Consider the following 24005-nt stretch of genomic DNA (forward strand, 5'->3'; position numbering starts at 1 on the left):
GTGGCCATATCTGTTTCACACCAAAACCAAAATTCGAAATACTTCTCGCCCCACGTCTATGGCAGAACGGGGCCGCCCACCGCCCCGCGCCGGTCGGGGCGGGACGGTGGGCGGTGGGTGCGGTGGTCAGGCGGCTGCGGCGGCGGCCACGTTGTGCAGGAGCAGGGCCTCGGCGAGGCAGACCCGCGCGAACTCGCCCAGGTGCAGGCTCTCGTTCGGGCCGTGCGCCTTGGCGTGCGGGTCCTCCACGCCGGTGACCAGGATCGACGCGTCCGGGAACATCTCCTGGAACGTCGCGATGAACGGGATCGAGCCGCCGACGCCGATCTCGACGGGCTCGGTGCCGTCCCACGCCGTGGCGAACGCCGCGCGGGCCGCGTCGAAGTACTTGCCGGTGGCGTCGATGACGCACGGGTTGCCGTCGTGCTCGAACTCGAAGCTGAGCTTCGCACCCCAGGGCACGTGCTTCTCCAGGTGCGCGATCAGCGCCTGGTACGCCGACTTCGGGTCGTCGCCGGGCGCCAGCCGCATGCTCAGCTTCGCGCGCGCGGACGGGACCAGCGCGTTCGGCGCCTCGGCGGTGCGCGGGGCGTCGATGCCGAGCACCGACAGCGACGGCTTGGTCCACATCCGGTCGACGATGCGGCCGGTGCCGATCAGCTCGACACCGTCGAGCACGCCCGCCTCGGCGCGGTAGCGCTCCACCGGGTAGTCCAGCGGCGCGGCCTGCCCGCTGACCAGGCCCGGCACCGCCACATCACCGTTCTCGTCGTGCAGCGTGGCGAGCAGGCGGCACAGCACGGTCAGCGCGTCGGGCACCACGCCGCCGAACATGCCGCTGTGCACTGCGGACTCCAGCACCTGCACGTCGACGAAGCTGTTGACGATGCCGCGCAGCGACGTGGTCAGCGCGGGCACGCCGATGTCCCAGTTGCCGGAGTCGGCGATGACGATGACGTCGGCGGCCAGCTCCTCCTTGTGCTTGGCGAGCAGGCCGGGCAGCGAGTCGGAGCCGAACTCCTCCTCACCCTCGACGAACACCACCACGCCGAGCGGCAGCCGGTCGTCGTCGGTGCCGCAGCCGAACGCGCGCAGCGCCGCGATGTGCGCCATGACGCCGGCCTTGTCGTCGGCGGCGCCACGGCCGTAGAGGCGGCCGTCGCGCTCGGTCGGCTCGAACGGCTCGGACTCCCACTTGCTCAGGTCGCCCACGGGCTGGACGTCGTGGTGGGCGTAGAGCAGGACGGTCGGCGCGCCGGGCGGGGCCGGGCGGCGGCCGATGACCGCGGGGTGCCCGTCGCCGATCCGGCTGACCTGCACGTCGAGCCCGACACCGCGCATCAGTTCGGCGACGGCCTGGGCCGAACGCTCCAGCGGGGCGAAGTCGAAGCCGTCGAAGGCGATGCCGGGGATGCGTACGAGCGCCTCGAGGTCGGCCCGTACCCCCGGCAGCTCGCGCTCGATCGCAGCGCGCAGCTGATCAACAGTGAGGGTCGTCATGAAAATGATCCTGTCATGGCACCCGGACACCCGCACGGCGACCTGCCCGTTCACCCGCTGCCGCGGTCGGCTCAGGCCGACCCGTCGATGCGCAGGTCGGCCTGGGCGGCGGTGGCGTCGGCGGCGAAGTGGATCGCCTCGCGGCGGCGCCACTCGCGCAGCACGGGCTGCATCGACGGCCCGTCGCGCACGATGCTGCGCGCCCGGCGTACGGCGGCGGGGGCGTGCACGTACACGGTGAGGCTGGCCCAGGCCCGGCCCTCGGCGCGGCCGCAGCCCACGCCCTCGACGATCACCACGTCGGCGGGCCACACCGCCGTCCACTCGGTGCCGAAGCGCCGCAGGTGCCAGTCGTACGGGTGGTAGCCGCCGGGCGCCCCTTGCCGGATCGGGGTCAGCACCTGCCGGTCCAGCCGCGACCAGTAGGTGAACTGGTCGTCCCAGCCGTCGAGCAGGTCGTCGGTGTGCACCGTCGCCACGCTCAGCCCGACCTCGGCGAGCGCCTCGGCCAGCCCTGCGGCGTAGAAGGTCTTCCCGGCCCCGCTCGGCCCGTCGACCAGCACCAACCTGGTGCGCCCCAGCCTCGGCGCGGCCGCCAGCACCAGGCCGACGTCCTCTCGGGCCACGCGTCCCTGCTCCCCCGGCCTTCCTCCGTGAAGGCGCGACGCGGACGGCTCCGCCGGCTCGGCACCCGGACGCAGCGGCTCGGACGGCGGCCCTGGTTCGGCGTCCCGCGGCGGGCGCGCCGTTTCCCGGACGGGCCCGTCGTCCGCCGGCGGCACGGGCGCCGCGATCCGCTCGCGGTGCCCGCTCATGCGAGCGCCGGGGCGCCGGGCGGCAGGAACGGCAGGCCGGGCGGGGCGCCCTTCTCGACGAGCCGCCACAGGGCGTCGGTGTCCAGGTGCTCCTCGACCAGGTCGCCGAGCCGATCGACGGTGGCCTCGCGCAGCGCGGCGAAGCTCGTGTCCGGGGCGGCGACGAAGCCGTGCCGCCCGGCCAGCCCCGCCACCCGCGTGAGGAACCGGCGCCGGAACTCGTCCGACTCGAACGCGCCGTGCCAGTGCGTGCCGAAGACATGGCCCGCGACCGCACCCTCGGTCTCCCCGCCCGGCAGGGTGATCAGCGGGGCCAGCCCGGCGTCGCGGTACGCCACCCGCCCGTGATGGATCTCGTAGCCGCGCACCTCCGCGCCGAGCGCCTGACCGGCCGGCCGGGCCAGCGTCTTGTCCGCCGCGAACGCGATCCGCACCGGCAGCAGCCCCAGCCCCGGCACCTCGCCCCGGCGGCTTTCCACCTCGTCGTCGATCCGCTCGGACAGCATCTGGAACCCGCCGCAGATGCCCAGCAGCGGCTTGCCGGCACCCGCGTGCGCGAGCACCGCCCGGTCCAGCCCGGTCTCGCGCAGCCAGCGCAGATCGTCCACGGTCGCCTTGGTGCCGGGCAGCACCACCAGATCGGCGTCGGCGAGCTCGCCCGGCTCGACGGTCAGCCGCACGCTCACCCCGGGCTCGCAGGCCAGCGCCTCGGCGTCGGTGGCGTTGGAGATGTGCGGCAGCCGCACCACGGCGACCCGCAGCCACTCCCCGCCTCGCGCCGGGCCCGGCCGCCCGAGCACCCGCCCGTACGCCAGCGCGTCCTCGGCGTCGAGCCAGAGGTCCACATCGAACGGCAGCACGCCGTACACGGTCCGGCCGGTGGCCGCCTCGATCATGTCGAGGCCCGGCTGGAGCAGCTCGCGCGAGCCGCGGAACTTGTTGACCACGAACCCGGCAACCAGCGCCTGGTCCGCCTCGTCGAGCAGCGCCACGGTGCCGAACATCGCGGCGAACACGCCGCCGCGGTCGATGTCGCCGACCACGATCGCGGGCATCCGCCCGTGCCGGGCCAGGCCCATGTTCACGTAGTCGTGGTCGCGCAGGTTGATCTCGGCGGGGCTGCCCGCGCCCTCGCAGACCACCACGTCGTACTCCCGCGCCAGCTCGTCGTACGCGGTGAAGGCGGCGCCGGACATGGTGGCCTTCAGCCGCCGGAAGTTCGCCGCGTCGATGTGGTCGACGGCCTGGCCCAGCAGCACGACCTGGCTGGTGTGGTCGCTGCCCGGCTTGAGCAGCACGGGGTTGAACCGCACCTGCGGCTCCAGCCCGCACGCCACCGCCTGCAACGCCTGCGCGCGGCCGATCTCGCCGCCGCGGCCCTGCGCGTCCACCACGACCGCCGAGTTGTTCGACATGTTCTGCGCCTTGAACGGGGCCACCCGCACGCCGCGTCGGTGCAGCCAGCGGCACACCCCGGCGGTGAGGACGCTCTTGCCGGCGTCCGAGGTCGTGCCCGCGATCAAGATCCCGCTCATGTCTCCCAGCCTAGGTGAGCGCGAGGTGTGCCCTCCGACACGCCGCAACGTGCCGGAGGGCCCGGGGCGACCGGCCTCCCCAGTGCGCCCGCCGGTCGCCCCGCCCCGCGGAACCCGGCGGTCGAGCCGCGTTCCGCTACCTCCGGCCCGCGTCAGCGGGGATGAGTGGCGGGCCGGAGGTGTCCCCTCCCCAGGGTCTAGGCCGCGACGGGCACCCGGGCCAGCGCCGTCGCCTCGTCGTCGAGGTCGTCGTCCTCCTCGTCGTCCTCGTCCTGCTCGCCGCTGACCAGCTCGGCCTGCAGGCCGCCGCCGCGCAGCGAGGCGATCGGGTCGAGGTCGAACGCCCCGCCGAACGACGCGTCGTCGTCCTCGGCGAACAGCGGGTCGTTCGGGTCCGGGCCGACGCGCAGGTCGGGCGCGGCCACGGTCGCCTCACCGCCGACCCGCAGCTCCGCCGCCGGGTCCTCGACGGCGCTGATCGCGGTGCTCGGCTTGGTCCGGGCGAACTTCGCCCGGCCCCGCGACAGGTCGTGCCCGACCGCCACGGCCTCCAGCTCGTACATCACCCGGCGCTGGCCCTCCTCGTCGATCCAGTCGCGGGTGTAGAGCCGGCCGACGACCACGACCGGGTCGCCCACCATGATCGAGCTGGACACGCCCTCGGCGAGCCGCCGCCAGCAGTTGACGCGGACCCGCAGGCTGTTCCCGTCCACCCAGCGGTTGTTCGCCCTGTCCAGCCGGCGGGCGGTGGACGCCACCTTGAAGTTCGCCACCAGCTGCCCGGACTGGCTGGTCCGCCGCCACTCCGGCGCGGTCAGCACGTTGCCCACGATGGTGATGTTCGTATCGAACACTGCCTTCTCCTCTCGATGTCCGACATCGCAGAGGGTGCGCCGTGCGAGCTCCGCGTTCCACCGCCGCGACGCCCGTCCTGTGGACGACGGTGCGGTTGGGGATAACCGCCTGATCATGGAGTTGATCTGTTAGGGCGGCTACGCCTCGATGCTCCGCAGGTTGTCACGGGTGGCGACCGCGTGCGGGTGGTCGGGCCCGTAGGCAGCCTCGAGGATGGACAGGGCGCGCCGCAGCGTGGCGATGGCGGCCTGCTCTCCCAGCTCGTGTTCGACGATGCCGAGGTTGCCCAGGGTGACGGCGACTTTGGGGTGGTCCGGTCCGTACACGGCCTCGTTGACGGCCAGGGCGCGCCGCAGCGTGGCGATGGCGGCCGTCTGCTCCCCCAGCTCGTGTTCGACGATGCCGAGGGTGCCGAGAATGACGGCGGCCTGAGGATGGTCGGGCCCGAACGAAGCCTCGCTGATGGCCAGGGCGCGCTGCAGCCCGGCCCGGGCGGCCGTCGGCTCACCGAGTTCGTGTTCGACCGTGGCCAGGTTGCCCAGAGTGATCGCCACCTGCGGGTGATCCGGCCCGTACTCGGCCTCGAAGACGGCCAGGGCGCGCCGCAGGTGGGCGCGGGCCGCCGCCGGCTCACCCAGCTCCCGCTCGACGAGGCCGAGGCTGCCCAGGGCGACGGCCGTCTCGGGATGGTCGGGCCCGTGCACGGCCTCGTTGATGGTCAGCGCGCGTCGCAGGCGGGCGCGGGCCGCCGTGAACTCGCCCCGGCCCGCCAGGTACTGCCCCAGCTGCGTCAACGCCGTCGCGGTGGCGGCGGCGGCGGGTGCCAGCTCGGTGGCGGCGGCGAGGTGGGGCGCCAGGTCGAGCATCACCGGCCAGGCCGCCGGTTCGGACGGCCCGTCCGGCACGGCCGTGCTCAGGACCGCCACCGTGAGCACCGCCCAGCTGTCGTACCGGTCTGCGCCGCTCGCGGCGAGCTGGTGGCGGGTGACCTCGCCGACGAGCCGGTGCATCCGCACCCGGTCGTCGGCCACCCGGGTCACCAGGGCGGTGCTCAGCAGATCTCCGACCACCTGCTCCAGGTCCAGCGGCGACCGGCACGCCCGCCACAGCTCGCCCGCCGGACCGTCCGGTGCCGGCGTCGACAGCAGCAGCCCGAGGTTGATGTCGTCCGGGTCCAGGAACGCGCAGAACCGCAGCAGCTGCAGTGCCGCCGGCGCGTGCTCGGCCAGCCACTCGAAGTGCATCAGCCACGTGGTCGCCACGCTCGCCGGGTAGCCGTCGAGGCCCTGTGCCAGCAGCCGGCCGGCGTTACGCCGGTCACGCAGCAGCGCCAGGTAGCGCTCTGCCGACAGCCCGTCGTGGCGTTCCATGTACGCGGCGGCCTGCGCCAGCGCCAGCGGCAGGAACCCCAGCTCCTGCGCCAGCTCGCGCACCGCGGGATTCGACTGCCCGGTCCGCCGGGTCAGGAACTCCGCCGACTCCGCCGGGGTGAACTGCGCCAACCGCAGCGCCACGCCCGCCAGCCCACGCCACTCCAGCGACCGGCTCGTGACCAGCACGTGCCCCGGGCCGGACGGCAGCCACTCCCGCACCGCCGCGGCGTCCGGGGCGTTGTCGAACACCACCAGCCATCGATCACGCCGGGCCAGCTCCGCCCGCACCCCGGCGACCACGGCCTCCTGGTCGGCGACCACCGGCACGCCCAGGCCGGGCGCCAGCGCCGCCAGGTCCTCGGCGACGGTCAGCGGCGACTCCGCCCGCACCCACCACGCCACCTCGTACCGGCCCGCCGCCCAGCCCCGGTGGGCCACTTCCAACGCGAGCTGCGTCTTTCCGATCCCGCCCATGCCGCGTACCGCGACCACGGCCACCGGCCCGGCGTCGAGACCGGCCTCTACCTCGCGCAGCAGGTCCTCCCGGCCGGTGAAGTCCGGATTGCGGCCCGGCAGGTTGAACACCGGCGGCGGGGAGGTCGGCAGGGGCGGCTCCGGGATGGTCCGAGCGACGTCGACCGTGTCGCCCGTGATCCGGCCGACCACGCCCGTGCCGGACAGCGCCGCGGCCGTCGGCGTGCCGGGTGCCATCGCCCGGTGCTCGCCCGGGTCGCCGACGTCCTGCGCCCCGGGCTGCCAGCGGGACGCCACGAACGTCGTCAGTGCCGCCAGCAGCGTCAGCCCGGCCGCCCAGCGCCACGGATGTGCCTGTATCCACCCCAGCGGCCCCGGCCACCCGCCCTCGACCTCGGTCGCCGCGTTCACCGCCACGGCGATCAGGGTCGCCAACGGAGCCGACCACACCGCCACCACCATCGGCATCCACCTACGCCCGGCAGCACCCGAACGCCCGGACTGATGCGAACCCATCACTCCAACATCTCAACCCGGCACAACATCACACGGCATCGATACAACGGACAAAACGGCGCCGGGCTCCGGCCGCGCGGCAACGCGATGCATCCGGCATCCGGCACAGGAGCGGATCGTCGCCAGGCATCGCCCGAGCGTGGAGTTGATCTGTTATGGCCGATGCCTACCTCGCGGTAACATAGGCGCCGTGCAGACGGACATCCTGGGCGAGCCGTACACGCAGCGCGTCATCGAACTCCCCGACGACGACCAGGGCAAGGTCGTCGCGACGCTGGTCAGCCGGAAGGCCCCCGGGAGCAGCACGCGCGCGGTGCTCTACGTGCACGGCTTCAACGACTACTTCTTCCAGACGCACCTGGCCGACTTCTTCATCGCCCGCGGCTACGACTTCTACGCCCTGGACCTGCGCAAGTACGGCCGCAGCCTGCTGACGCACCAGACGCCCAACTTCACCCGCAGCATGGCGGAGTACTTCCCCGAGCTGGACGAGGCGGCGCGGGTCATCCGCGAGGAGGAAGGCCACGACCAGCTCGTGGTCGCCGCCCACTCCACCGGCGGCCTGATCACCGCCCTGTGGGCCGAGGCCCGCGCGGACAGGAACATCGTCGACGGGCTCTGGCTCAACAGCCCGTTCCTCGACATCAACGCGCCCTGGTTCATGCGCCGCCCGGCCGTCTCGGCGGTCGGCTCGCTGGCGCAGCGCGCCCCCTACCGGGTGATCCCGCTCAAGATGCCCGGCCTGTACGGCCGCAGCCTGCACCGCGACCACGACGGCGAGTGGGACTACCGGGTCGACTGGAAGCCGGTGATCGGCTTCCCGGTCCGGGTGGCCTGGCTCAAGGCGATCCGGACCGGCCAGCGCCGCGTGCACCGGGGCCTGGACCTCAAGGTGCCGGTCCTGGTCGGCTGCTCGACCGCCTCCTACCGCCTGCGCGAGTGGTCGGAGCAGGCCCACGAGGCCGACGCCGTGCTCAACGTGGACCACATCGTGCGCTGGGCCCCCGCCCTCGGCCGCCGGCTCACCCTGGTCCGCGTCCCCGGCGGCAAACACGACCTCACCCTCTCCCGCCGCCCCGCCCGCGACCAGTTCTTCGAGGAGTCCGACCGCTGGCTCACCACCCACCTCCACTGACCCGCCCAGCACCTGGTTGATCATGAACTTAAGTCAGTGTTCGGCGGCGTGTCGGTGCCCTAGGATCGTGGTCAACTTCCGCCGGGTAGCCGATCACGCCGGCCGTCCCGCACGGTAGCCTTCAAGTCGCGCGCTCGTAGCTCAGCTGGATAGAGCAGGGGCCTTCTAATCCTCAGGTCGCAGGTTCGAGTCCTGCCGGGCGCACCAATCTGTGAATCGTCTGTACGCGCGCGGACGATCACGGGCGGCCGGGATCGGCTACGCGGATGCTCCCGCGACGAACACTCCCTTGCCGGGGTGGCCGATGACGAGGTCGCGGTCATGGAGCAGTGACACGGCGCGGTACACGGTCGCCGGACTCACGGAGTACTCGTCGGCGAGCTGAGCGGTGCTGGGCAGCTTGTCCCCCGGCGACAGCTCGCCGCTCTTGATCTTCTCAGTGATCGCGTCGGCGATCCTGCGGTAGTCGGCTTTCGCAACAGGCATGGTGACGTTCCTCGGTTCGGCTCGTCGATCACACCACGCCCGACCTCCGTCAGCAAGCGCAGACAGTGAAGTAACTCCGATCAGGACTAGACCTACAGCAGTTACTGACGTAGGTTGCGAGGAGACCGTTCCTCGGTTCGGCGACCACCGAACGGTTCACGCTGGGGCAGCCATGGCTCGCACCCTGCGGTCTGCCCCAGCACCCGTCCGCCGAGGTGGTTCAACCGACCTCGCCCACCACCTCGGCCCGGTGCCCTGCGATGCGGCATGCATGGCAGGGCACCGGTCACGCTCCGGTTGACCGGTCGGGAGCGACGGGGGTCGGTGGTAGCTTCCGGCGGTGACCTACCCCTCACCCGACCAGAACCCCGCGCCGTACTCGGACCCGCTCGCGCCGCCGCCGGTCACGCCGTCCTACCCGCCGGCCGACCCGTACGCCCAGCCCGCGTCCCCGTACGCCGCACCGGTCGACCCGTACACCCCCGTCCCGCCGCAGCCGGTCCCGCCGCAGCCCCCCTCGCCGTACGGCGTGCCGCAGCCGCCCTACGGCACGACGCCGCCGACGTCCGTCCCGCCGTACGGCACGACGCCGTCCTACGCCGTCGCGCCCGAGTCGATTCCGCCGTACGACGTGCCGCCGCCCACCCCCGCGGCCGGCTACGGGGTGCCCTATCAGCAGCAGGCGCCCGGGGCGGGCGGGGTCAACGGCTTCGCGATCGCGTCGCTGGTGCTGAGCATCTTCGGCGGCATCCTGCTCAGTGTCGTCTTCGGCTTCGTCGCGCTGTCGCAGATCCGCAAGCGCAACCAGACCGGCCGCGGCATGGCCGTCGCGGGTCTGGTCATCAGCGGATTGTGGCTGGCCGGGATCTGCACCGCCGTCGCGATCGCGATCGCCGTCGACGACACCCCGGCCGACGGCACCACCGGCACCGGCGACGACACGTCGGTGCACTCGCTGCGGATCGGCGACTGCCTCAACGAGCTGGAGGACGACGAGGAGATCGACTCACTGCCCGTGGTGCCGTGCTCGACGCCGCACGACGGCGAGGTGTACGCCGAGTTCCGGCTCACCGGCAGCACCTACCCGGGCCTCGAAGCGATCCAGAAGGAGGCCGAGGACCGGTGCGTCGACCTGCTGGAGTCGTACGCGCCCGAGGAGGCCGCGGACCCGAAGGTCGACACGTACTTCCTCTACCCGACCGACGAGAGCTGGCGGCGCAAGAACGACCGCCTGGTGACCTGCGTGGCGACCTTCACCGCGCCGCGCACCGGCTCGATCAAGGACTGATCGCGCGGGCGTCCGGGCAGCGCGGCTCGGGCGCCCGCTACGGCCGGGCGCGGAAAGCGGGCCGGTCGCGGCGCAGCAGCGCGCCCGCGGTCTCCACGAGCCTGCGGACCGGCCCGGTGGGCACGGCGGCGGTGTTCCGGGGGACGGCGTCCGGGTCGCGGGGCGGCATCTGGATGTGCCGGTCGGCCGCGACCGCGGCGTCGACCGCGGCGAGCGCCGCCTCCGGCACCATCCACAGCGCCGGTTCCAGGTGCAGCGTCACGCCGTCGTACCCGATCAGCCGCCGTGTGCCGTCGGGCCAGGCCAGCAGCGCCGCGCAGTCGCGGTAGCGGACGGTGATGCGGGATCCGGGGCGGGTGATGCCCACCGCGTCCGGTCCGATCACGAGCCGGGCCGCGACCGCCTCGCGGGGGGCGTACCGGCGGCCGGCGGCCTCGGCGGGCGACGACGTCGGGGCGGCGGCGAACCCGGCCGGAACGGCGCCGGTGCCCCGCGGCGTCTGCAGCAGCGTGCTGGCGGCGGCCTCGGCCGCGACGGCGTGCACCTGCTCGGCGGTGACCGCGTCCAGCTCCGCCCGCAGCTCGTCGACGGGCAGGTGGCGCTGGCCGGTGAGCAGGTTGAGGGCGTGGCCGGGCAGCCGGGTCGCCTCGATCTCCGGGTGGTTCAGGTTCTCCAGGGCCTTGGTGCGTACGGCGGCGACGCTGCGCGGGTCCAGGTCGCCGCGCCGCATCCGGGCCAGCACCGCGACGAAGCCGCCGAGCACGGCGTCCTGTTTGGCCGGCAGCGCGTCGGCGTACGCGGTGACCGTGGCGTACCCGTCGCCGCGCGGGTCGTACGACGAGGAGGCCGTGTACGAGTGGCCGCCCTCCTGCCGCAGGTCTCGGTAGAGCTCGCGTTCGAGCACTCCGGAGTAGACGCTGGCGGCGGTGCTGCGCCGGACCACCGCGCTGGCCAGCACCCCGGTGTCGTCGCCGGTGAAGTACGCGGGCAGCCGGGGCAGCACCGCGGCGGCGGGCGGCACCGCGCGCCGCTCCCCCTCGGGCAGGCGCAGGCGCAGCCCGGCGGGGATGTCCGCGCCCGCGATCCACAGCACGGCGTTCTGCCTGGTGAACCAGCGGGCGACCCACCGCCGCAGGTCGTCGGGGCCCAGCCGGGCCAGGCCCCACTCGGGGCAGCCGGGCAGCCCGTAGCCCTGCGCCCCGTAGCGCCGCAGCGCCAGGCCGGGCAGCGGGCCGCGGGTGCGGCTCTCGGTGCGCAGGATCTCCTTCTCGGTCTCCAGCCGGTACATCGGCAGGTCGGCCAGCGACGCGCACACCCGGCCCAGGAACGCGACCACGTCCGACTCGGAGCCGCGCAGGTGGAAGTGGGTGTAGACGGAGGTCGTCGCGCCGTTGTAGTGATGGTCGGCCATCCCGCTGTCGTGCAGCGCGAGGTGCTCGACCAGGTGGGTGACCCCGTGCCCGGCCAGGGTCTCGTCGGCCTGGCCGACCCGGAACATGAGTCCCGCGCTCATCGCGCCGGAGGACGGCGCGACGAGCGCGGGGACACCGTCGACCTCGGTGGTACGCAGCACGGCTCAGCGGACCCGCAGAGCGGGCAGGCCGGGCGTCCGCGACACGGTCGCAACGGTGTTCGTCACGCGGGGCATCCTAGTGACCGGTGACGCCGTGCGATGCCCCGCGGCCCCTGTCCAGGGACTAGATGGTGACCAGCATCTTGCCGGTGTTGTCGCCGCGCATCATGCCCAGGAACGCGTCGGCGGCGTGCTCCAGCCCGGCGACGACGGTCTCCGGCGCCTTGATCCTGCCGGCCGCGTACCAGGCGCCGACCTCGCGCAGGAAGTCGGGCATGCGGTCGTCGTGGTCGGTGACGATGAAGCCGCGCAGGGTCAGGCGCTTGCCGATCAGCATCATCATGTTGTTCGGGCCCGGCACGGGCTCGTTGTAGCCGGCGATCGCGCCGCAGATCGCGAACCGGGCGTGCAGGTTGGCGCGGGCGATGGCGGCGGTGAGGTGGTCGCCGCCGACGTTGTCGAAGTAGACGTCGACGCCGTCCGGCGCGGCCTGCTTGAGCTGGCCGCTCACGTCGCCGTCGCGGTAGTTGAAGGCGGCGTCGAAGCCCAGCTCCTCGGTCAGGTACGCGACCTTGGCGGCGCTGCCCGCGCTGCCGACCACGCGGCCCGCGCCCTTGAGCTTGGCGAGCTGCCCGGCCAGGCTGCCCACGGCACCGGCGGCGCCGGACACGAACACGGTGTCGCCCGGCTTCATCGCGGCGATGTCGAGCAGCCCGACGTACGCGGTCAGGCCGGGCATGCCGAGCACACCGAGGAAGGCGCTCGGCGGGGCGACGGGGTCGAGGCGGCGGAAGCGGCGGGCGTCCTCGACCACCCAGTCGCGCCAGCCGTAGCCGTGCAGCACCAGGTCGCCGGGCTTCAGGTCGGGCGAGGCCGACTCGACGACCTCGCCGACGGCGCCGCCGTCGAGCACCGCGCCGACCTGGAACGGCGGCACGTACGACTTCACGTCGCTCATCCGCCCGCGCATGTACGGGTCGACCGACATCACCAGGTTGCGTACCTTCACCTGGCCGTCGGCGGGCGCGGGCACGTCCACCTCGACGAGGCGGAAGTCGTCCGGGGTGGGTGCGCCCTGCGGGCGGGCGGCCAGGTGGATCTCACGTCCGGTGGTCACGTCGTCTCCTTGTCCTCGGCGGCCGCGTGGGCCGCCTGCGTGATGATGCGCAGCGTGTCGCGCAGGTCGGCGAGCTTGTCCGCGGGCACGCCGGTGGCCTCGGCGATGGCCCGCGGGATGCCGGTCGCCTGCTCGCGCAGGCGGTCTCCGGCGGCGGTGAGGCTGACCACGACCGAGCGCTCGTCGCGCGGGTCGCGGGCCCGGGTCACCAGCCCGGCCGACTCCAGCCGCTTGAGCAGCGGCGAGAGGGTGCCCGAGTCGAGTTCGAGCGACGTGCCCAGCGCCTTGACCGAGGTGTCCCCGCGCTCCCACAGCACCAGCATCACCAGGTACTGCGGGTAGGTCAGACCGAGCCGGTCCAGCACCGGCCGGTAGAGCGCGGTCAGCGCACGGCTGGCCGCGTACAGCGCGAAGCAGACCTGCTTGCGCAGGTCGAGGTCGGTCTCGTCCGGGACGCGGGTCATGTGCTCAGCGAAGCACGAGTTCGACGTCGATGTTGCCGCGGGTCGCGTTCGAGTACGGGCAGACCTGGTGCGCCGCGTCGACGAGCTGCCGCGCGGTGTCGGCGGGCACGCCCGGCAGCGCGATCTCCAGCGTCACCGCGAGCCCGAACCCGGTGCCCGCGCGGCCGATGCCGACCCGCGCGGTGACCTCGGTCTCGCCCAGCTCGGCCTTGGCCCGCCGGGCGACCACGCGCAGCGCGGAGTGGAAGCAGGCGGCGTAGCCCGCGGCGAACAGCTGCTCGGGGTTGGTCGCCCCGCCGGCGCCGCCCAGCTCGGCCGGGGTCGCCACGGCGGTTTCGAGCAGCCCGTCCGAGCTGCGCACCTTGCCGTCGCGGCCGTCTCCGGTCGCGGTCGCCACTGCGGTATAGAGAGGTGTCATGCCGCCGACGCTAGCCGGATTTTCAGTTGTACACAATTAAACAGTGTGCGATCAGAGTCACCGCACGGGAACGGCCCTGACTCCCGCGCGCGCTCTGCGACGATGAGCCCGTGGCGGGGGGTACGGCGCACCGCGCGCCGCCGCGAGCTGCGCGCGACCGCGTTCTGGCTGGTGGTGCTGCTGCTCGCCGCGGGCGGCTGGCTCTGGTGGACGCTGCGCAGCAGCCCGCCCGGCGCCCCAGGCACTCCGGCGCCGTCAAACCCCGGGCCACCCGCCGGCGCCCAGCCGGTGCGGGTGGACTTCCCGCTCGACGGCGACTCGCTCCAGGTCACCGCCGCCGCGTCCGGTGCCGTGCTCGACGTGCCCGGCGCGGCCCAGCTGCGCCTGCTCGGCATCGACGCGCCGGAGCTGCCCAGCACCGACGGCGGGCCGCAGTGCTGGGCCGACACCGCGCGCGCCGAGCTGCGGCGGCTGGCCCCGCCCGGCGCCGAGCTGTGGGTGCTCCCCGACACCGAGCGCCGCGACCCGTACCAGCGCTACCTGGTCTACGCCTGGACCGCCGACGGCCGCTTCGTCAACGCCGAGCTGGCCGCCCGGGGCGCCGTACGCGAGCGCGCGGTCCGGCCGAACCTCGCCCACCAGCGCGGCATCCACGACGCCGTCGCCGCGGCGCGCGCCCAGCGCCGCGGGCTCTGGGGCAGCTGCGAGGGCACATAAGACATTTAGCGAAGATTTCAAGTAGCTGCGATGGCTTATCGCCTGCAAGTGCGGAAGAATCCCGCCCGTGGATGTCCCCATCGGCACGGCTCTGGCAGGGCGATACGTGCTGACCAGGCCACTGGCCCGGGGCGGAGTATCCACTGTGTACCAGGCGGTCGACGCCGCCAAGGGCGCCCGGCTGGCGGTCAAGGTGGTCGACAGCCACTACTCCCGCCTGATCCGGCACGAGGCCGCGATGACCGACCGGCTGCGCCACCCGCACGTGCCCAAGGTGATCGACGTGGGCGTGGAGACCGGCCCGGACGGCCGCGACTTCGGCTTCCTGGCGCTGGAGCTGCTCAGCGGCGAGGCGCTGATGGACGTGCTCGCCGGCGGCCCGCTGCCCTGGACCGGCGCGGTCCGGGTCGCGGCCACCGCCGCGGACGTGCTGGCCGTCGCGCACCGCCGGGGCGTGGTGCACCGCGACCTGACCCCCGGCAACGTCATGCTGACCACCAAGGGCCCCAAGGTGGTCGACTTCGGGCTGGCCGAGCTGATCGGCACCGGCACGCCGACCTTCGCCAGCCCCGCCGACGACGTGTACGCCCTCGGCGCGCTGCTCTACCAGTCGCTCACCGGCAAGTCGCCGTACTCGGGCCCGCACCGCAGCCCGCAGGACACCGGCGCGCTGCGCCACCTCGCGCCTACGCCGGTGCTCACGGTGCCGGGGCTGCCGCAGGCCGTCTCCGACCTCTGCCGCGCCTGCATGAACAAGAACTCGCTGGCGCGGCCGAGCGCCCGGGAGGCGGCACTGCGACTGTGGACCATCGTGGGCAACGCCCTGCACTAGGCGAGTTCGCCGCCCAGCTCACCCCTGCGGACGCCGTCCGTGAAGGCCCGCCACTCGTCCGCGCTGATGGTCAGGACCGGCCCGTCCGGGTCCTTCGAGTCCCGCAGCAGGACCGATCCGCCCTCGAAACACACCTCGAGGCAGTGCCCGGACTCACACCGCGACGACTTTCGCCAGTGCCTGGGGGGCCGCTCAACACCATTCACCGCCCATCGGTCTCGTCAAACTTCCATCATGGGCCATGGGGTTCAATCAGGACAGGCCTACGGCCGAGCCGAAAGCCGGATCCTACGATTCGAAATGGCGACCTCCGTGTCTCCGCCGGCCGGGCGCGCCATTGCCCTTTTCGTCCCCCAACACGTGACGAGATCATTGACGCGGCCGTCAACGATTGACGACGATGAGCACATGCTAAGGCGTGGTTCTGCCCTGTCAGCAACAAACGCACTTGCCGTTCTCACCACCATTGCGCTTATCGGGCTCGTACTGCTGGCTCCCATGCTCCTCGATCTGGCCACCAAGGCGATGTCAGGCGACTGGGCGTTGCTCAGCGACGTCGGCCAGACTTACGGTGCGGCATCCGCGATCCTGTCCTCGTTCGCGCTGATCGGAATTGTGTTGTCCACGGTCATCGGACTCCGGCAGGCTCGCATCGGTCAGCAGGAGGCCGCGCGTTCCATGCAGTTCGAGCTGATGAAGATGCAGCTCGACGATCCGACCCTGGCAACCTCGCTGCCCCCGGACGCAGGGGAGGGCGATCGCCTTCTCTGGAGACGAGCGATATATCGCAACATGACGTTCATGTACCTCAGGTCGAGCTACCTGACGGAGGACATCTCCGATGTCGCACTGGGGCTGCAGATGGGGATCATCTTCCAAAACGCCGAAGCCCGCGCGTGGTGGCAGAAGGTGCGCTCCGACTATGCGACCGGGAATAGGCGCCGACCGGAACGGAAGTTCGTCGAGATCGTCGAGCAGCAATGGCAGGCCGCCCAGGACCTTGCGATGCCTGCGAATAGTGAGGCCACCCACAAAACGAACGAGCCGGCACCATCACCGGAGGAGGTGACGATGCCGGCCGAGAAGTCGATCTAGCTTAGATCAAACTCACCGGCCTTCACACCCTCGATGAAGGATCGAAACGACTCCGGCGACAGCGTGATGTGCTGCTGCGGGATCGTCGAGTCGCGCAAGCCGACGGCCCCCGGCAACACGGCGACCTCCACACACGTCACCGAGTCACAGCGGCTGCTCTTCTGCCAGGTCGCGCCCTGAACTGACGTCATCTTCTCTCCGAAGATCAACATGAATGGCGGTCTGCCAGCACGCCCGCGCGCTGGCAGATAGGACAGTGTCCAGGTTAAACTCCTTAGATTGAAGGGTGGCAAGCAGCCATGGTCACATTGCCATGTGGCGTGTCGCGGCACCTCAGATCAACCACTTCGTGAAGGTGGGCTGGCAGGTGAGTCCCAGGACGAATCCAGCAGTCGCCCGGCTCCGCCTGCGCAACGCGCTGCGATCCGCGCGCGACTCCTCTGACCTGACACAGGAACAGGTGGCAGAATCTCTGGACTGGTCCCTGTCGAAGGTCATCCGGATGGAGAACGGCAGCGTCCGCATGACGGTCACGGACGTGAAAGCACTGATGCAGCTCTACGGCATCCAGGACCCCTCTGAGGTATCGCAGATGGAGTCACTGGCACGCACCGCGCGCGAGCGCACCTGGTGGAAGGAGGCGGGCGCAAACGCCTCCAAACTCTCCACCTACATCGGGCTGGAGGACGGGGCATCGGAGCTGCGTTTCTATCAGCTCCTGGTCATCCCTGGACTGCTCCAGACCGAGGCCTACGCACGATCCGTCCTGCTGGCCAGCCACGTGACATCACCAGACAATGCCGAGAACCTCATTGCGATCCGGATGCGCCGACAGCAGGAGGTGCTCGATCGTCCCGACCCGCCGCAGATCCAGGTGGTTCTCGACGAGGGAACGCTCTACCGCACGAACGGGGACGCCCATACGCAGCGGGAACAGCTGCGACATCTGATCCATCTGGGCAGCCGGGACAACATTCATGTTCAGGTGCTGCCGTTCCATGCGGGCTTGCACGTGCTGGAGCCGGCATTCGTGGTGATGTCGTTCCCCTACGGTGCGGACTTCGACGTGGTCTACCTCGAGTTCAGTAACAACAGCCCGACCGCCCAGGACATGGGAGAGGTCCTAGACCGAGAAGAGACGATTGCGCCGTATCGCGAAGCCTTCGACCGTTTGACGAGCGCAGCGCTGAGCAAGGCGGATTCGCTGGCCTTCATCGCCCGGGCCGCCGAGGACTTGAGGACGGGGCCGGCAGGCGCGGATCCGCCGAGGCGAGCGGCTGCAGCGGTGGTGCGGGAGCCGCTGCGGCAACGCTCGGCGGCGGTCGCCGCGGAGTGAGCAACGCCCGCGCGTGACCGCGGTGCGGCCTACCGGCACACACCGCTTCCTGGAACGCGGGCAAGCTGCGCTGAGCGCTACTCGGTGTGGACGACGGTGAACGCCTCGGCCAGCCGTCCCGGCAGGCCCAGCGACTCCGCGAGCCCGGCGAGCCGCTCGCGCAGCATCGAGTCGAGTTCGGTCAGGTGCGCGGTCTGCGAGACGTGTGCCCGCAGCGCGGCGAGCTTGCGGTCGAAGGTGTCGGTGATGTCCACCGCGTGGTCCGGGTCGGGCCCGCCGGCGTACCAGATCTCGCGGACGGTCCAGGCGTCCAGGCCCGCCGCGGCGAACTCGGGGTGCGCGAACTGGTTGCGCGCGTCGGGGTAGACCGCGCAGGTGGTCGCCTCGCCCACGGCCAGGTGGTCGGGGTGGCTCGGCCCGGCGATGCGGTCCCAGCGGCGCAGCGGGGAGCTGGTCAGGATGCGGTCGGGCCGCGCCCGGCGGATCGCCGCGACGAGCTCCTTGCGCAGCTGGAGGCTGGGCGTGACGGAGCCGTCGGCGTACCCCTCCAGGAAGTCGACCTGCTTGACCCCGACGGCGGCGGCGGCCGCCCGCTGCTCGGCCTCGCGCAGGGCCGGCATGCGCTCGCGCGGGGTGTCGTCGAAGCCGCCCGCGTCGCCCCGGGTGACCAGCAGGTACGACACCTCGATGCCCTGGTCGACCCAGTGCGCCACCGTGCCGGCCGCGCCGAAGTCGACGTCGTCGGGGTGCGCGAAGACGCACAGCACGCGCTGGACGTCCTGGCAGGGTGTGGCGGAGGGCGGGAAGCTCATGCGGCCGAGCATATGCCGCGGCCGGCGCAGATGATCAGGCGCTGCCGCAGGTGCGCGGCAGCGCCTGAGGGGTGCGAGGCAGCCCGCCGGGTCACGCGGCGCGTTCCCAGCCGGACCGGCGGCCGCCGGGGGTGAGCCGGGAGGGGTGCATCACCGAGGGGTGCGGGACGCCGCGGGTGGGGCGCTGCGGCAGGTTGAAGTGGCCGAGGCGGGCGTCGGCGAGCACGCGCCGCAGGTGGCGCTCCACGCCGTGGAACAGCCACCAGTCGTCGCTGACGAACAGCTGCGTGGGGTGGCCGTGGTAGTCGGCCCACAGCTCCAGGCGGCGCGGGCGGCGGCGGGAGCTGATCAGGGTCAGCACGGCGAGGCCGCTGAGCACGGCGACCGCGGCGACGATGCCGGCCGGCCGCAGCAGCGGCGCGAACACGCCGAGCAGGACGACTCCGCCCGCGGCCATGGCGCCGGCCCGGCGCGTCAGCGGGTCGTGCCCGGCCTGTCGGATGTGGACGCTGTCCAGCGCGGTGAGGGTGAAGTGACGGCCGCCGACCTGGAAGCAGGTCGACGAGAAGTGCAGCCCGGGGCCGATGGTCATGATCCGTTGTTCTGGTGGCCGATCCGGCGCCCGTGTAGGCTTCATCGAAGTCTCCCAACTGCTTGTTTCGCGGGCTCGGCTGGTGGTTGTGCCCGCAGGTGGCGACGCCTGGCATGTGGTGGACCCGAGACCGGTATCCGGTGGCCGCCGGGTGCCGGTCTCTTCGCGCTGTCGAGCCGCTGCCGTGAGCTGGTGCGCTCCGGACGCTGCGGCTGCCTCGTGACCTCAGTGTGACCGAGACAGCAATCGTTGTGAAGTCTCTCAATCAGCCACCTGGCAGGTTGGCACGTTCCCGAACCTAATGTGCGTTCAGGCCTCACCCAAAGTGAGGTGATTTTCTTCGTAATGCCCCGCAGTTCGGGCACATCGGTCAGTGAGCACTTGGGTCCGGCGTATTACGCGGATACGGTGGCCGGTACTGGACCGGTTGTCCGCCGCCCACCCCCGGGCGGCATCGGACCAGCGCCGCCGAGTCGCCAAGCGATCGTGACGATCGATTTCGTCCGGACGCGGCGAGCCGGGGAACCACGTTCACCGGGGTGAATCAGCGGTCACTTTCCGTGACCGCAGTAGGGCGCCCTTCGCCCGAACCCGTCAGCTAACCCGGTAGGCGGCTGTGGAGAAGGGCCACCCATACCTTGTCATCCCCCCATGGCAGGGGCTGGCGCGCCGCCGCGCGCCTGCTCGCCCCCGCCGGAGCACTGATCATCGGGCTGCTGGTATCCGGCACCCCCGCCCACGCCGAGCCCAGCGCGGCGGACCTGCGCAAGCAGATCACGCAGAAGTCCACGCAGCTGGAGAAGATCGTCGAGCAGTACAACAAGCTGAACACGCAGCTCAAGCAGACCCGCGCCGAGGTCGCGCGGCTGGCCGAGGAGCTCGGGCCGCTGGAGGTCAAGGCCGACGCGGCGCAGGCCAACGTCGCCCGGATCGCCGCCACCGCGTACCGCACGGGCGGCTTCAGCGGCTGGAACGCCCTGCTGGACAGCTCGACCGACGGCGAGCTGCTGGCCCGCCTGAGCACCCTGGACCAGCTCGCCCAGTCCCAGCAGAAGCAGCTCGACGAGGCGCACCGCGCGGCCGGTGACCGGTTCGCGGCCAAGGCGGCTCTCGACGCGCAGCTGCAGGAGCAGGCCACCCGGGTCAAGGCGCTGGCCGACCAGCGCAAGACCGTCGAGCGTGACCTCGACAAGCTCAAGGAGCTGCGCCGCAGGGCCGGGCTCACCGACGAGGCCGCCTCGACGTACACCGGCGCGGTGCCGGCGTACGCGGGCAAGGCGGGCATCGCCGTGAAGTACGCGTACAAGGCGCTGGGCAAGCCGTACGTCTGGGCCGCCGACGGTCCCGACGGGTACGACTGCTCGGGCCTGACGCTGGCCGCGTGGCGCGCGGCCGGCGTGAGCCTCTACCACCAGGCCGCGACGCAGTGGCGCGAGGTGAGCCACCTCAAGCGCTCCCAGCTCGCCCCGGGCGACCTCGTCTTCTACTCCGGGCTGGGGCACGTGGCGCTCTACGTCGGCGGCGGCAAGGTGATCCACGCGCCGACCACCGGCGAGGTGGTCAAGATCGCCAGCGTCGACATGATGACCCCCTACGGCTACGGCCGCGTCAGGCTGTAGCCCTGAGCGAGTCTTCGGCGGCACTGCCGGAGCCTCGTTCAGACGGCGAAAGGCCCCTCCCGGTGTCCCGGAAGGGGCCTTCGTCGTGTGAGGGAGATGTGGGATCAGACCGCCTGCAGGCCCTCCGCGCGGGCCAGCTCGCGCAGCCGGCCCAGCGCCTGGATCTCCAGCTGGCGGATGCGCTCGCGGGACAGCGAGAACCGCGACGCCACCTCGGTCAGCGAGTGCTCGCGACCGTCCTCCAGGCCGTAGCGCGCCCGCATGATGCCGGCGGAACGGTCGTCGAGGTGGTTGAGCAGGCCCTCGATCCGCTGGCGCTCCAGCGCCGAGAGGACGATCTCCTCCGGGCTGGGCGTGTCGCGGTCGGCGACCAGGTCACCGAGGTTGGTGTCGCCGTCGTCACCCACCGGGGTGTCGAGCGACACGGTGTCCTGCGACCACCGGATCAGCTCGGTCACCCGCTCGACGGTCACGCCGAGGGCGGTCGCGATCTGCTCCGGCTCCGGCTCGCTGCCCAGCTCACGGGTGAGCTGGCGGGCGACGTTGCGCATCCGGTTGACGTCCTCGACCAGGTGGACGGGCAGCCGCACGGTGCGCTCCTGCTGGGCGATGGCCCGGCTGATCGCCTGCCGGATCCACCAGGTGGCGTACGTGGAGAACTTGTAGCCCTTCACGTAGTCGAACTTCTCGACGGCGCGCACCAGGCCGGTGTTGCCCTCCTGGATCAGGTCGAGCATCGGCATGCCGGATCGCACGTAGCGGCGCGCGATCGAGACCACCAGGCGCAGGTTCGCCCGGATGAACAGGTCCTTGGCGTGCTCGCCCTCGCTCACCAGCTTTTCCAGCTCGTCGCGCTTGAGGCCGCGCCGGAGCTTGTCCGCCTCGAGCAGGTGCTCCGCGTAGAGGCCTGCTTCGATCGCCTTCGAGAGGTCGACCTCCTGCGCGGCATCCAGCAGGGGCGTACGTGAGATCTCGTGCAGGTATACACCGACGAGGTCGCGCTCCTCAGCCACCTGGTCGGTGCGCAGCATGGTCATGTTCTCCACGTTCGGGTCCCTCCCACGTAATCGCCGCAGGGCCTTGCGGTACTGACACCTTCACAACAGATGACGCCTGCGAATGATTCCGCGTTGCCCATCGAAACTGTCACGAAAAGCTGTGAACTCGCTGATACCGACATACCGACTCGCTGGACGCGAGCCGCTCGGTCCGCAATGCCCTATTTATGACACCAGACAGCGGCGCAGGGTACAGCGACCCACATCACTACAACGCTGTGACCTGCGTCGCCATTTCTTGTGACGCCGAACTGGGCGCGCTATTGCACGGTTCCACACCAAGCGCACCTGATCGCATGACCCGCATACCCCAAGGAGTGAAAAGCACACCCATTCGGCCATCAAAAACCCACGAACGGCCGCCCCGATCACCCGACTTGCCAGGCACATGGGCGTATCTTGAGCGCGCTTTCGCCCACTTGCCTGGCAAGTCGGCAGATCTTGAGGGCGGACTGGGGTGATGATCGCCGTTTCAGGTCAGAAAGTGCACTCTGAGCACAGTTTCTGACCTGAAACAGCGATCTTCCGGTGGGTTACTCGGTGAGGGCGGCTACGGCGTCGCGGACGCGGTTGCCGTGGCCGGCCAGCGCGCCGCGGGCCGCGGCGACCTCGCGGCCGGCCAGCAGCGCGACCAGGGCGGCGCGCAGGTCGCCGCCGGCCGCGTCCAGGGTGCGGCGGCACTCGTCCTCGTCGTGGCCGGTCGCCTCGACCAGGATGTTGAGCATCCGGCCGCGCAGCTTCGCGTTGGTCGGCACCATGTCGATCATGAAGTTGGAGAACACCCGCCCCAGGCGCACCATCACCGCGGTGGAGAAGGCGTTCAGCAGCAGCTTCTGTGCGGTGGCGGCCTTCATCCGGGTGGAGCCGGTGACCACCTCCGGGCCGGTGTCGACGCCGACGAAGACGTCGACCCAGGCCGACGCCGCGGCGTGCGGGTCCGCCGCGATGAGCGCGGTCCGGCAGCCCAGCTCGCCCGCGGCCCGCAGCGCGCCGAGCACGTACGGGGTGCGCCCGCTGGCCGCGATGCCGACCACCACGTCACCGGTGCGTGCGCACCGGGCGATCTCGTCGGCGCCCGCCTCGGTGTCGTCCTCGGCGTCCTCGACGGCGGCCAGCAGCGCGCCGGGGCCGCCCGCGATGTGCGCGCAGAACCAGCTCGGCGGGGCGTTGAAGGTCGGCGGCAGCTCGGCCGCGTCGACCACGCCCAGGCGGCCGGAGGTGCCCGCGCCGACGTAGTGGACCCGGTTGCCGCGCTGCAGCGCCGCGACGGCGTCCTCCACCGTGATCGCGAGCGGGTCGAGCGCCGCGCTGACGGCCTCGGCGACGGTGCGGTCGGCGTCGTTGATCACCTGCAGGATCTGCCGGGTGTCGAGCATGTCCAGGTTGGCGCTGGGTGCGTACCGCTGTTCGGTGGGGGCGCTGACGCGGACCGAAGCGGTGGGCAGCTCAGGCATCGCCGGACCGGCGGCGCGAGGTGCCGATACGACGTCCGCGCACCGCCTCGGCGGTGACCTCGAGCGCCTTGCGTGCCTTGGCGCGGGTGCGCGCGGCGACGCCCACGAACAGGCAGTCGACCACGGTGAGCTGCGCGAGGCGGCTGGCCATGGCGCCCGACCGGTACGTCGTCTCGCGGGCCGCGGTGGTCAGCACGAAGTCGGCGACGTCGCAGATCGGCGAGCGCGGGAAGTTGGTGAGCGCGACGGTGACCGCGCCCGCCGCCTTGGCCCGCTCCAGCACGTCGATGGTGTCGGCGGTGGTGCCGGTGTGCGAGATGCCGAGCGCCACGTCGCCGGGGCCGAGCAGGGCCGCCGAGGTGAGCGAGGTGTGCAGGTCGGGCCAGTAGTACGCGACGCGGCCTATGCGGTGCAGCTTGGCCTGGAAGTCGGCGGCGACGAAGCCGCTCGCGCCGGCGCCGAAGACCTCGACGCGGGACGCCTTGACCAGCGCGTCCACGATCTTGTCGCAGACCTCGGGGTCGAGCTGCTCGGCGGTCTCCTCGACGGCGCGGGCGTCGTTGAAGGCGATGGTGGCGATGATCTGCGCCATGTCGGCGCCCGGCGGGATGTCGCCGCCGACCACCCGGGAGTCGGCCGGCTCGACCCGGCGCGCGGCCTCGGCGGCGAGCCGGATGCGCAGCTGCGGGTAGCCGGACATGCCGATGGAGCGGCAGAACCGGATGACCGTCGCCTCGGAGGTCTCCGCGGCGGCGGACAGGTCGGTGATGGTGCGGCGAGCCGAAGCGGCCGGATCGGCGAGCACGAGACGCGCGACGCGCTGCTCCGCCGGGGAGAGTGCGGGCAGCAGGCCGTTGATCTGAACGATCAGACCGGCCGGCTCCTGCGCGGCGCGCGCGGCACCGTCGCTCTCCTCAGAAACTTTCGACTTCTTCGCCACG

At 71.9% G+C, this 24005-nt stretch carries 24 protein-coding genes, 1 tRNA gene and 1 riboswitch; of the genes, 8 read left to right on the forward strand and 17 right to left on the reverse strand.

Annotated features, from left to right (window positions below; all coding sequences use genetic code 11):
* Positions 1-126: 126 nt before the first annotated feature.
* The 5 genes from AB0J67_RS13425 to fxsT all read right to left on the reverse strand — a co-directional run bounded on the left by AB0J67_RS13425 (position 127) and on the right by fxsT (position 7014).
* Positions 127-1500: a dipeptidase gene (locus tag AB0J67_RS13425; protein ID WP_363480912.1), complete on the reverse strand. Its 1374-nt coding sequence runs from the start codon at positions 1498-1500 to the stop codon at positions 127-129.
* Between the two features lie 71 nt (positions 1501-1571).
* Complete coding sequence (locus AB0J67_RS13430) at positions 1572-2126, reverse strand: hypothetical protein (protein WP_363480915.1); 555 nt, start codon at positions 2124-2126, stop codon at positions 1572-1574.
* Between the two features lie 185 nt (positions 2127-2311).
* The gene (locus AB0J67_RS13435; RefSeq protein ID WP_363480917.1) at positions 2312-3850 is read right to left on the reverse strand and encodes a cobyric acid synthase; all 1539 of its coding nucleotides are present in this window, start codon (positions 3848-3850) and stop codon (positions 2312-2314) included.
* A 197-nt stretch (positions 3851-4047) separates the two neighbouring features.
* Positions 4048-4704, reverse strand: a complete 657-nt coding sequence (locus AB0J67_RS13440) for a single-stranded DNA-binding protein (RefSeq protein WP_363480920.1) — start codon at positions 4702-4704, stop codon at positions 4048-4050.
* A gap of 138 nt (positions 4705-4842) precedes the next feature.
* Entirely contained in the window at positions 4843-7014 is a 2172-nt protein-coding gene (gene fxsT, locus AB0J67_RS13445) for an FxSxx-COOH system tetratricopeptide repeat protein (RefSeq protein ID WP_363480923.1), read from the reverse strand.
* Between the two features lie 244 nt (positions 7015-7258).
* Between fxsT and AB0J67_RS13450 the strand changes: the two genes are divergently transcribed.
* Positions 7259-8203 (forward strand): alpha/beta hydrolase, encoded by a 945-nt coding sequence (locus AB0J67_RS13450; protein ID WP_363480926.1) that lies wholly within the window; start codon positions 7259-7261, stop codon positions 8201-8203.
* 130 nt (positions 8204-8333) lie between these two features.
* A tRNA-Arg gene (locus tag AB0J67_RS13455) sits at positions 8334-8410 on the forward strand.
* 51 nt (positions 8411-8461) lie between these two features.
* Here the strand turns inward: AB0J67_RS13455 and AB0J67_RS13460 are convergent.
* On the reverse strand, positions 8462-8689 hold the full coding sequence (locus tag AB0J67_RS13460; RefSeq protein ID WP_363480929.1) for a winged helix-turn-helix domain-containing protein: 228 nt from the start codon (positions 8687-8689) through the stop codon (positions 8462-8464).
* Between the two features lie 340 nt (positions 8690-9029).
* Here AB0J67_RS13460 and AB0J67_RS13465 point away from each other — a divergent pair, with 340 nt between their 5' ends.
* A complete protein-coding gene (locus AB0J67_RS13465; protein ID WP_363480932.1) occupies positions 9030-9977 on the forward strand; it encodes a DUF4190 domain-containing protein in 948 nt (315 codons plus the stop codon).
* A gap of 37 nt (positions 9978-10014) precedes the next feature.
* Here AB0J67_RS13465 and AB0J67_RS13470 read toward each other — a convergent pair whose 3' ends face one another.
* The 4 genes from AB0J67_RS13470 to AB0J67_RS13485 all read right to left on the reverse strand — a co-directional run bounded on the left by AB0J67_RS13470 (position 10015) and on the right by AB0J67_RS13485 (position 13549).
* Positions 10015-11550, reverse strand: a complete 1536-nt coding sequence (locus AB0J67_RS13470) for an insulinase family protein (protein WP_363480934.1) — start codon at positions 11548-11550, stop codon at positions 10015-10017.
* Between the two features lie 124 nt (positions 11551-11674).
* Positions 11675-12667, reverse strand: a complete 993-nt coding sequence (locus AB0J67_RS13475) for an NADP-dependent oxidoreductase (RefSeq protein WP_363480937.1) — start codon at positions 12665-12667, stop codon at positions 11675-11677.
* Positions 12664-13131 carry a MarR family transcriptional regulator gene (locus AB0J67_RS13480; RefSeq protein WP_363480940.1) on the reverse strand — a complete coding sequence of 156 codons (468 nt, stop codon included), beginning with the start codon at positions 13129-13131 and terminating at the stop codon, positions 12664-12666. Before AB0J67_RS13480 ends, AB0J67_RS13475 begins: the two co-directional genes overlap by 4 nt.
* A 4-nt stretch (positions 13132-13135) precedes the next feature.
* A complete protein-coding gene (locus AB0J67_RS13485) occupies positions 13136-13549 on the reverse strand; it encodes an organic hydroperoxide resistance protein (protein WP_363480943.1) in 414 nt (137 codons plus the stop codon).
* A 102-nt stretch (positions 13550-13651) separates the two neighbouring features.
* Between AB0J67_RS13485 and AB0J67_RS13490 the strand changes: the two genes are divergently transcribed.
* On the forward strand, positions 13652-14266 hold the full coding sequence (locus tag AB0J67_RS13490; RefSeq protein ID WP_363480946.1) for a thermonuclease family protein: 615 nt from the start codon (positions 13652-13654) through the stop codon (positions 14264-14266).
* 67 nt (positions 14267-14333) lie between these two features.
* Positions 14334-15098 (forward strand): serine/threonine-protein kinase, encoded by a 765-nt coding sequence (locus AB0J67_RS13495; RefSeq protein ID WP_363480949.1) that lies wholly within the window; start codon positions 14334-14336, stop codon positions 15096-15098.
* Here AB0J67_RS13495 and AB0J67_RS13500 read toward each other — a convergent pair.
* Positions 15095-15304, reverse strand: a complete 210-nt coding sequence (locus AB0J67_RS13500) for a DUF397 domain-containing protein (RefSeq protein WP_363480952.1) — start codon at positions 15302-15304, stop codon at positions 15095-15097. The genes AB0J67_RS13495 and AB0J67_RS13500 overlap by 4 nt on opposite strands.
* 94 nt (positions 15305-15398) lie before the next feature.
* On the opposite strand from AB0J67_RS13500, the gene AB0J67_RS13505 reads away from it, so the two are divergent.
* Positions 15399-16193: a DUF6082 family protein gene (locus AB0J67_RS13505; RefSeq protein WP_363480955.1), complete on the forward strand. Its 795-nt coding sequence runs from the start codon at positions 15399-15401 to the stop codon at positions 16191-16193.
* On the opposite strand, the gene AB0J67_RS13510 is transcribed toward AB0J67_RS13505, so the two are convergent.
* Positions 16190-16405, reverse strand: coding sequence for a DUF397 domain-containing protein (locus AB0J67_RS13510; RefSeq protein WP_363480958.1), 216 nt, complete (start codon positions 16403-16405; stop codon positions 16190-16192). The genes AB0J67_RS13505 and AB0J67_RS13510 overlap by 4 nt on opposite strands.
* A gap of 74 nt (positions 16406-16479) precedes the next feature.
* Here AB0J67_RS13510 and AB0J67_RS13515 point away from each other — a divergent pair, with 74 nt between their 5' ends.
* Entirely contained in the window at positions 16480-17529 is a 1050-nt protein-coding gene (locus AB0J67_RS13515) for a helix-turn-helix transcriptional regulator (protein ID WP_363480961.1), read from the forward strand.
* 77 nt (positions 17530-17606) lie between these two features.
* On the opposite strand, the gene AB0J67_RS13520 is transcribed toward AB0J67_RS13515, so the two are convergent.
* A complete protein-coding gene (locus AB0J67_RS13520; RefSeq protein ID WP_363480964.1) occupies positions 17607-18341 on the reverse strand; it encodes a PIG-L deacetylase family protein in 735 nt (244 codons plus the stop codon).
* 91 nt (positions 18342-18432) lie between these two features.
* Complete coding sequence (locus tag AB0J67_RS13525; protein ID WP_363480967.1) at positions 18433-18933, reverse strand: DUF6232 family protein; 501 nt, start codon at positions 18931-18933, stop codon at positions 18433-18435.
* 490 nt (positions 18934-19423) lie between these two features.
* A riboswitch (cyclic di-AMP (ydaO/yuaA leader) is annotated at positions 19424-19562 on the forward strand.
* A 9-nt stretch (positions 19563-19571) separates the two neighbouring features.
* On the opposite strand from AB0J67_RS13525, the gene AB0J67_RS13530 reads away from it, so the two are divergent.
* A complete protein-coding gene (locus AB0J67_RS13530) occupies positions 19572-20552 on the forward strand; it encodes an NlpC/P60 family protein (protein ID WP_363480969.1) in 981 nt (326 codons plus the stop codon).
* 104 nt (positions 20553-20656) lie between these two features.
* Here AB0J67_RS13530 and AB0J67_RS13535 read toward each other — a convergent pair whose 3' ends face one another.
* The 3 genes from AB0J67_RS13535 to AB0J67_RS13545 form a co-directional block, all read right to left on the reverse strand.
* Positions 20657-21589: a sigma-70 family RNA polymerase sigma factor gene (locus tag AB0J67_RS13535; RefSeq protein ID WP_363481042.1), complete on the reverse strand. Its 933-nt coding sequence runs from the start codon at positions 21587-21589 to the stop codon at positions 20657-20659.
* Between the two features lie 554 nt (positions 21590-22143).
* Complete coding sequence (locus AB0J67_RS13540; protein ID WP_363480972.1) at positions 22144-23064, reverse strand: N-acetylmuramic acid 6-phosphate etherase; 921 nt, start codon at positions 23062-23064, stop codon at positions 22144-22146.
* A complete protein-coding gene (locus AB0J67_RS13545) occupies positions 23057-24004 on the reverse strand; it encodes a MurR/RpiR family transcriptional regulator (protein ID WP_363480975.1) in 948 nt (315 codons plus the stop codon). Before AB0J67_RS13545 ends, AB0J67_RS13540 begins: the two co-directional genes overlap by 8 nt.
* Position 24005: the final 1 nt, after the last annotated feature.

Source organism: Catellatospora sp. NPDC049609, assembly GCF_040675365.1.
GTDB lineage: Bacteria > Actinomycetota > Actinomycetes > Mycobacteriales > Micromonosporaceae > Catellatospora.

Coding starts and splice junctions, on each gene's coding strand:
- AB0J67_RS13425 (WP_363480912.1), bottom strand. CDS start 1,500: ATGACGACCCTCACTGTTGATCAGCTGCGCGCTGCGATCGAGCGCGAG.
- AB0J67_RS13435 (WP_363480917.1), bottom strand. CDS start 3,850: ATGAGCGGGATCTTGATCGCGGGCACGACCTCGGACGCCGGCAAGAGC.
- fxsT (WP_363480923.1), bottom strand. CDS start 7,014: ATGGTGGTGGCGGTGTGGTCGGCTCCGTTGGCGACCCTGATCGCCGTG.
- AB0J67_RS13460 (WP_363480929.1), bottom strand. CDS start 8,689: ATGCCTGTTGCGAAAGCCGACTACCGCAGGATCGCCGACGCGATCACT.
- AB0J67_RS13480 (WP_363480940.1), bottom strand. CDS start 13,131: ATGACCCGCGTCCCGGACGAGACCGACCTCGACCTGCGCAAGCAGGTC.
- AB0J67_RS13485 (WP_363480943.1), bottom strand. CDS start 13,549: ATGACACCTCTCTATACCGCAGTGGCGACCGCGACCGGAGACGGCCGC.
- AB0J67_RS13490 (WP_363480946.1), top strand. CDS start 13,652: ATGAGCCCGTGGCGGGGGGTACGGCGCACCGCGCGCCGCCGCGAGCTG.
- AB0J67_RS13505 (WP_363480955.1), top strand. CDS start 15,399: ATGGCGACCTCCGTGTCTCCGCCGGCCGGGCGCGCCATTGCCCTTTTC.
- AB0J67_RS13510 (WP_363480958.1), bottom strand. CDS start 16,405: ATGTTGATCTTCGGAGAGAAGATGACGTCAGTTCAGGGCGCGACCTGG.
- AB0J67_RS13520 (WP_363480964.1), bottom strand. CDS start 18,341: ATGAGCTTCCCGCCCTCCGCCACACCCTGCCAGGACGTCCAGCGCGTG.
- AB0J67_RS13525 (WP_363480967.1), bottom strand. CDS start 18,933: ATGACCATCGGCCCCGGGCTGCACTTCTCGTCGACCTGCTTCCAGGTC.
- AB0J67_RS13535 (WP_363481042.1), bottom strand. CDS start 21,589: ATGACCATGCTGCGCACCGACCAGGTGGCTGAGGAGCGCGACCTCGTC.
- AB0J67_RS13540 (WP_363480972.1), bottom strand. CDS start 23,064: ATGCCTGAGCTGCCCACCGCTTCGGTCCGCGTCAGCGCCCCCACCGAA.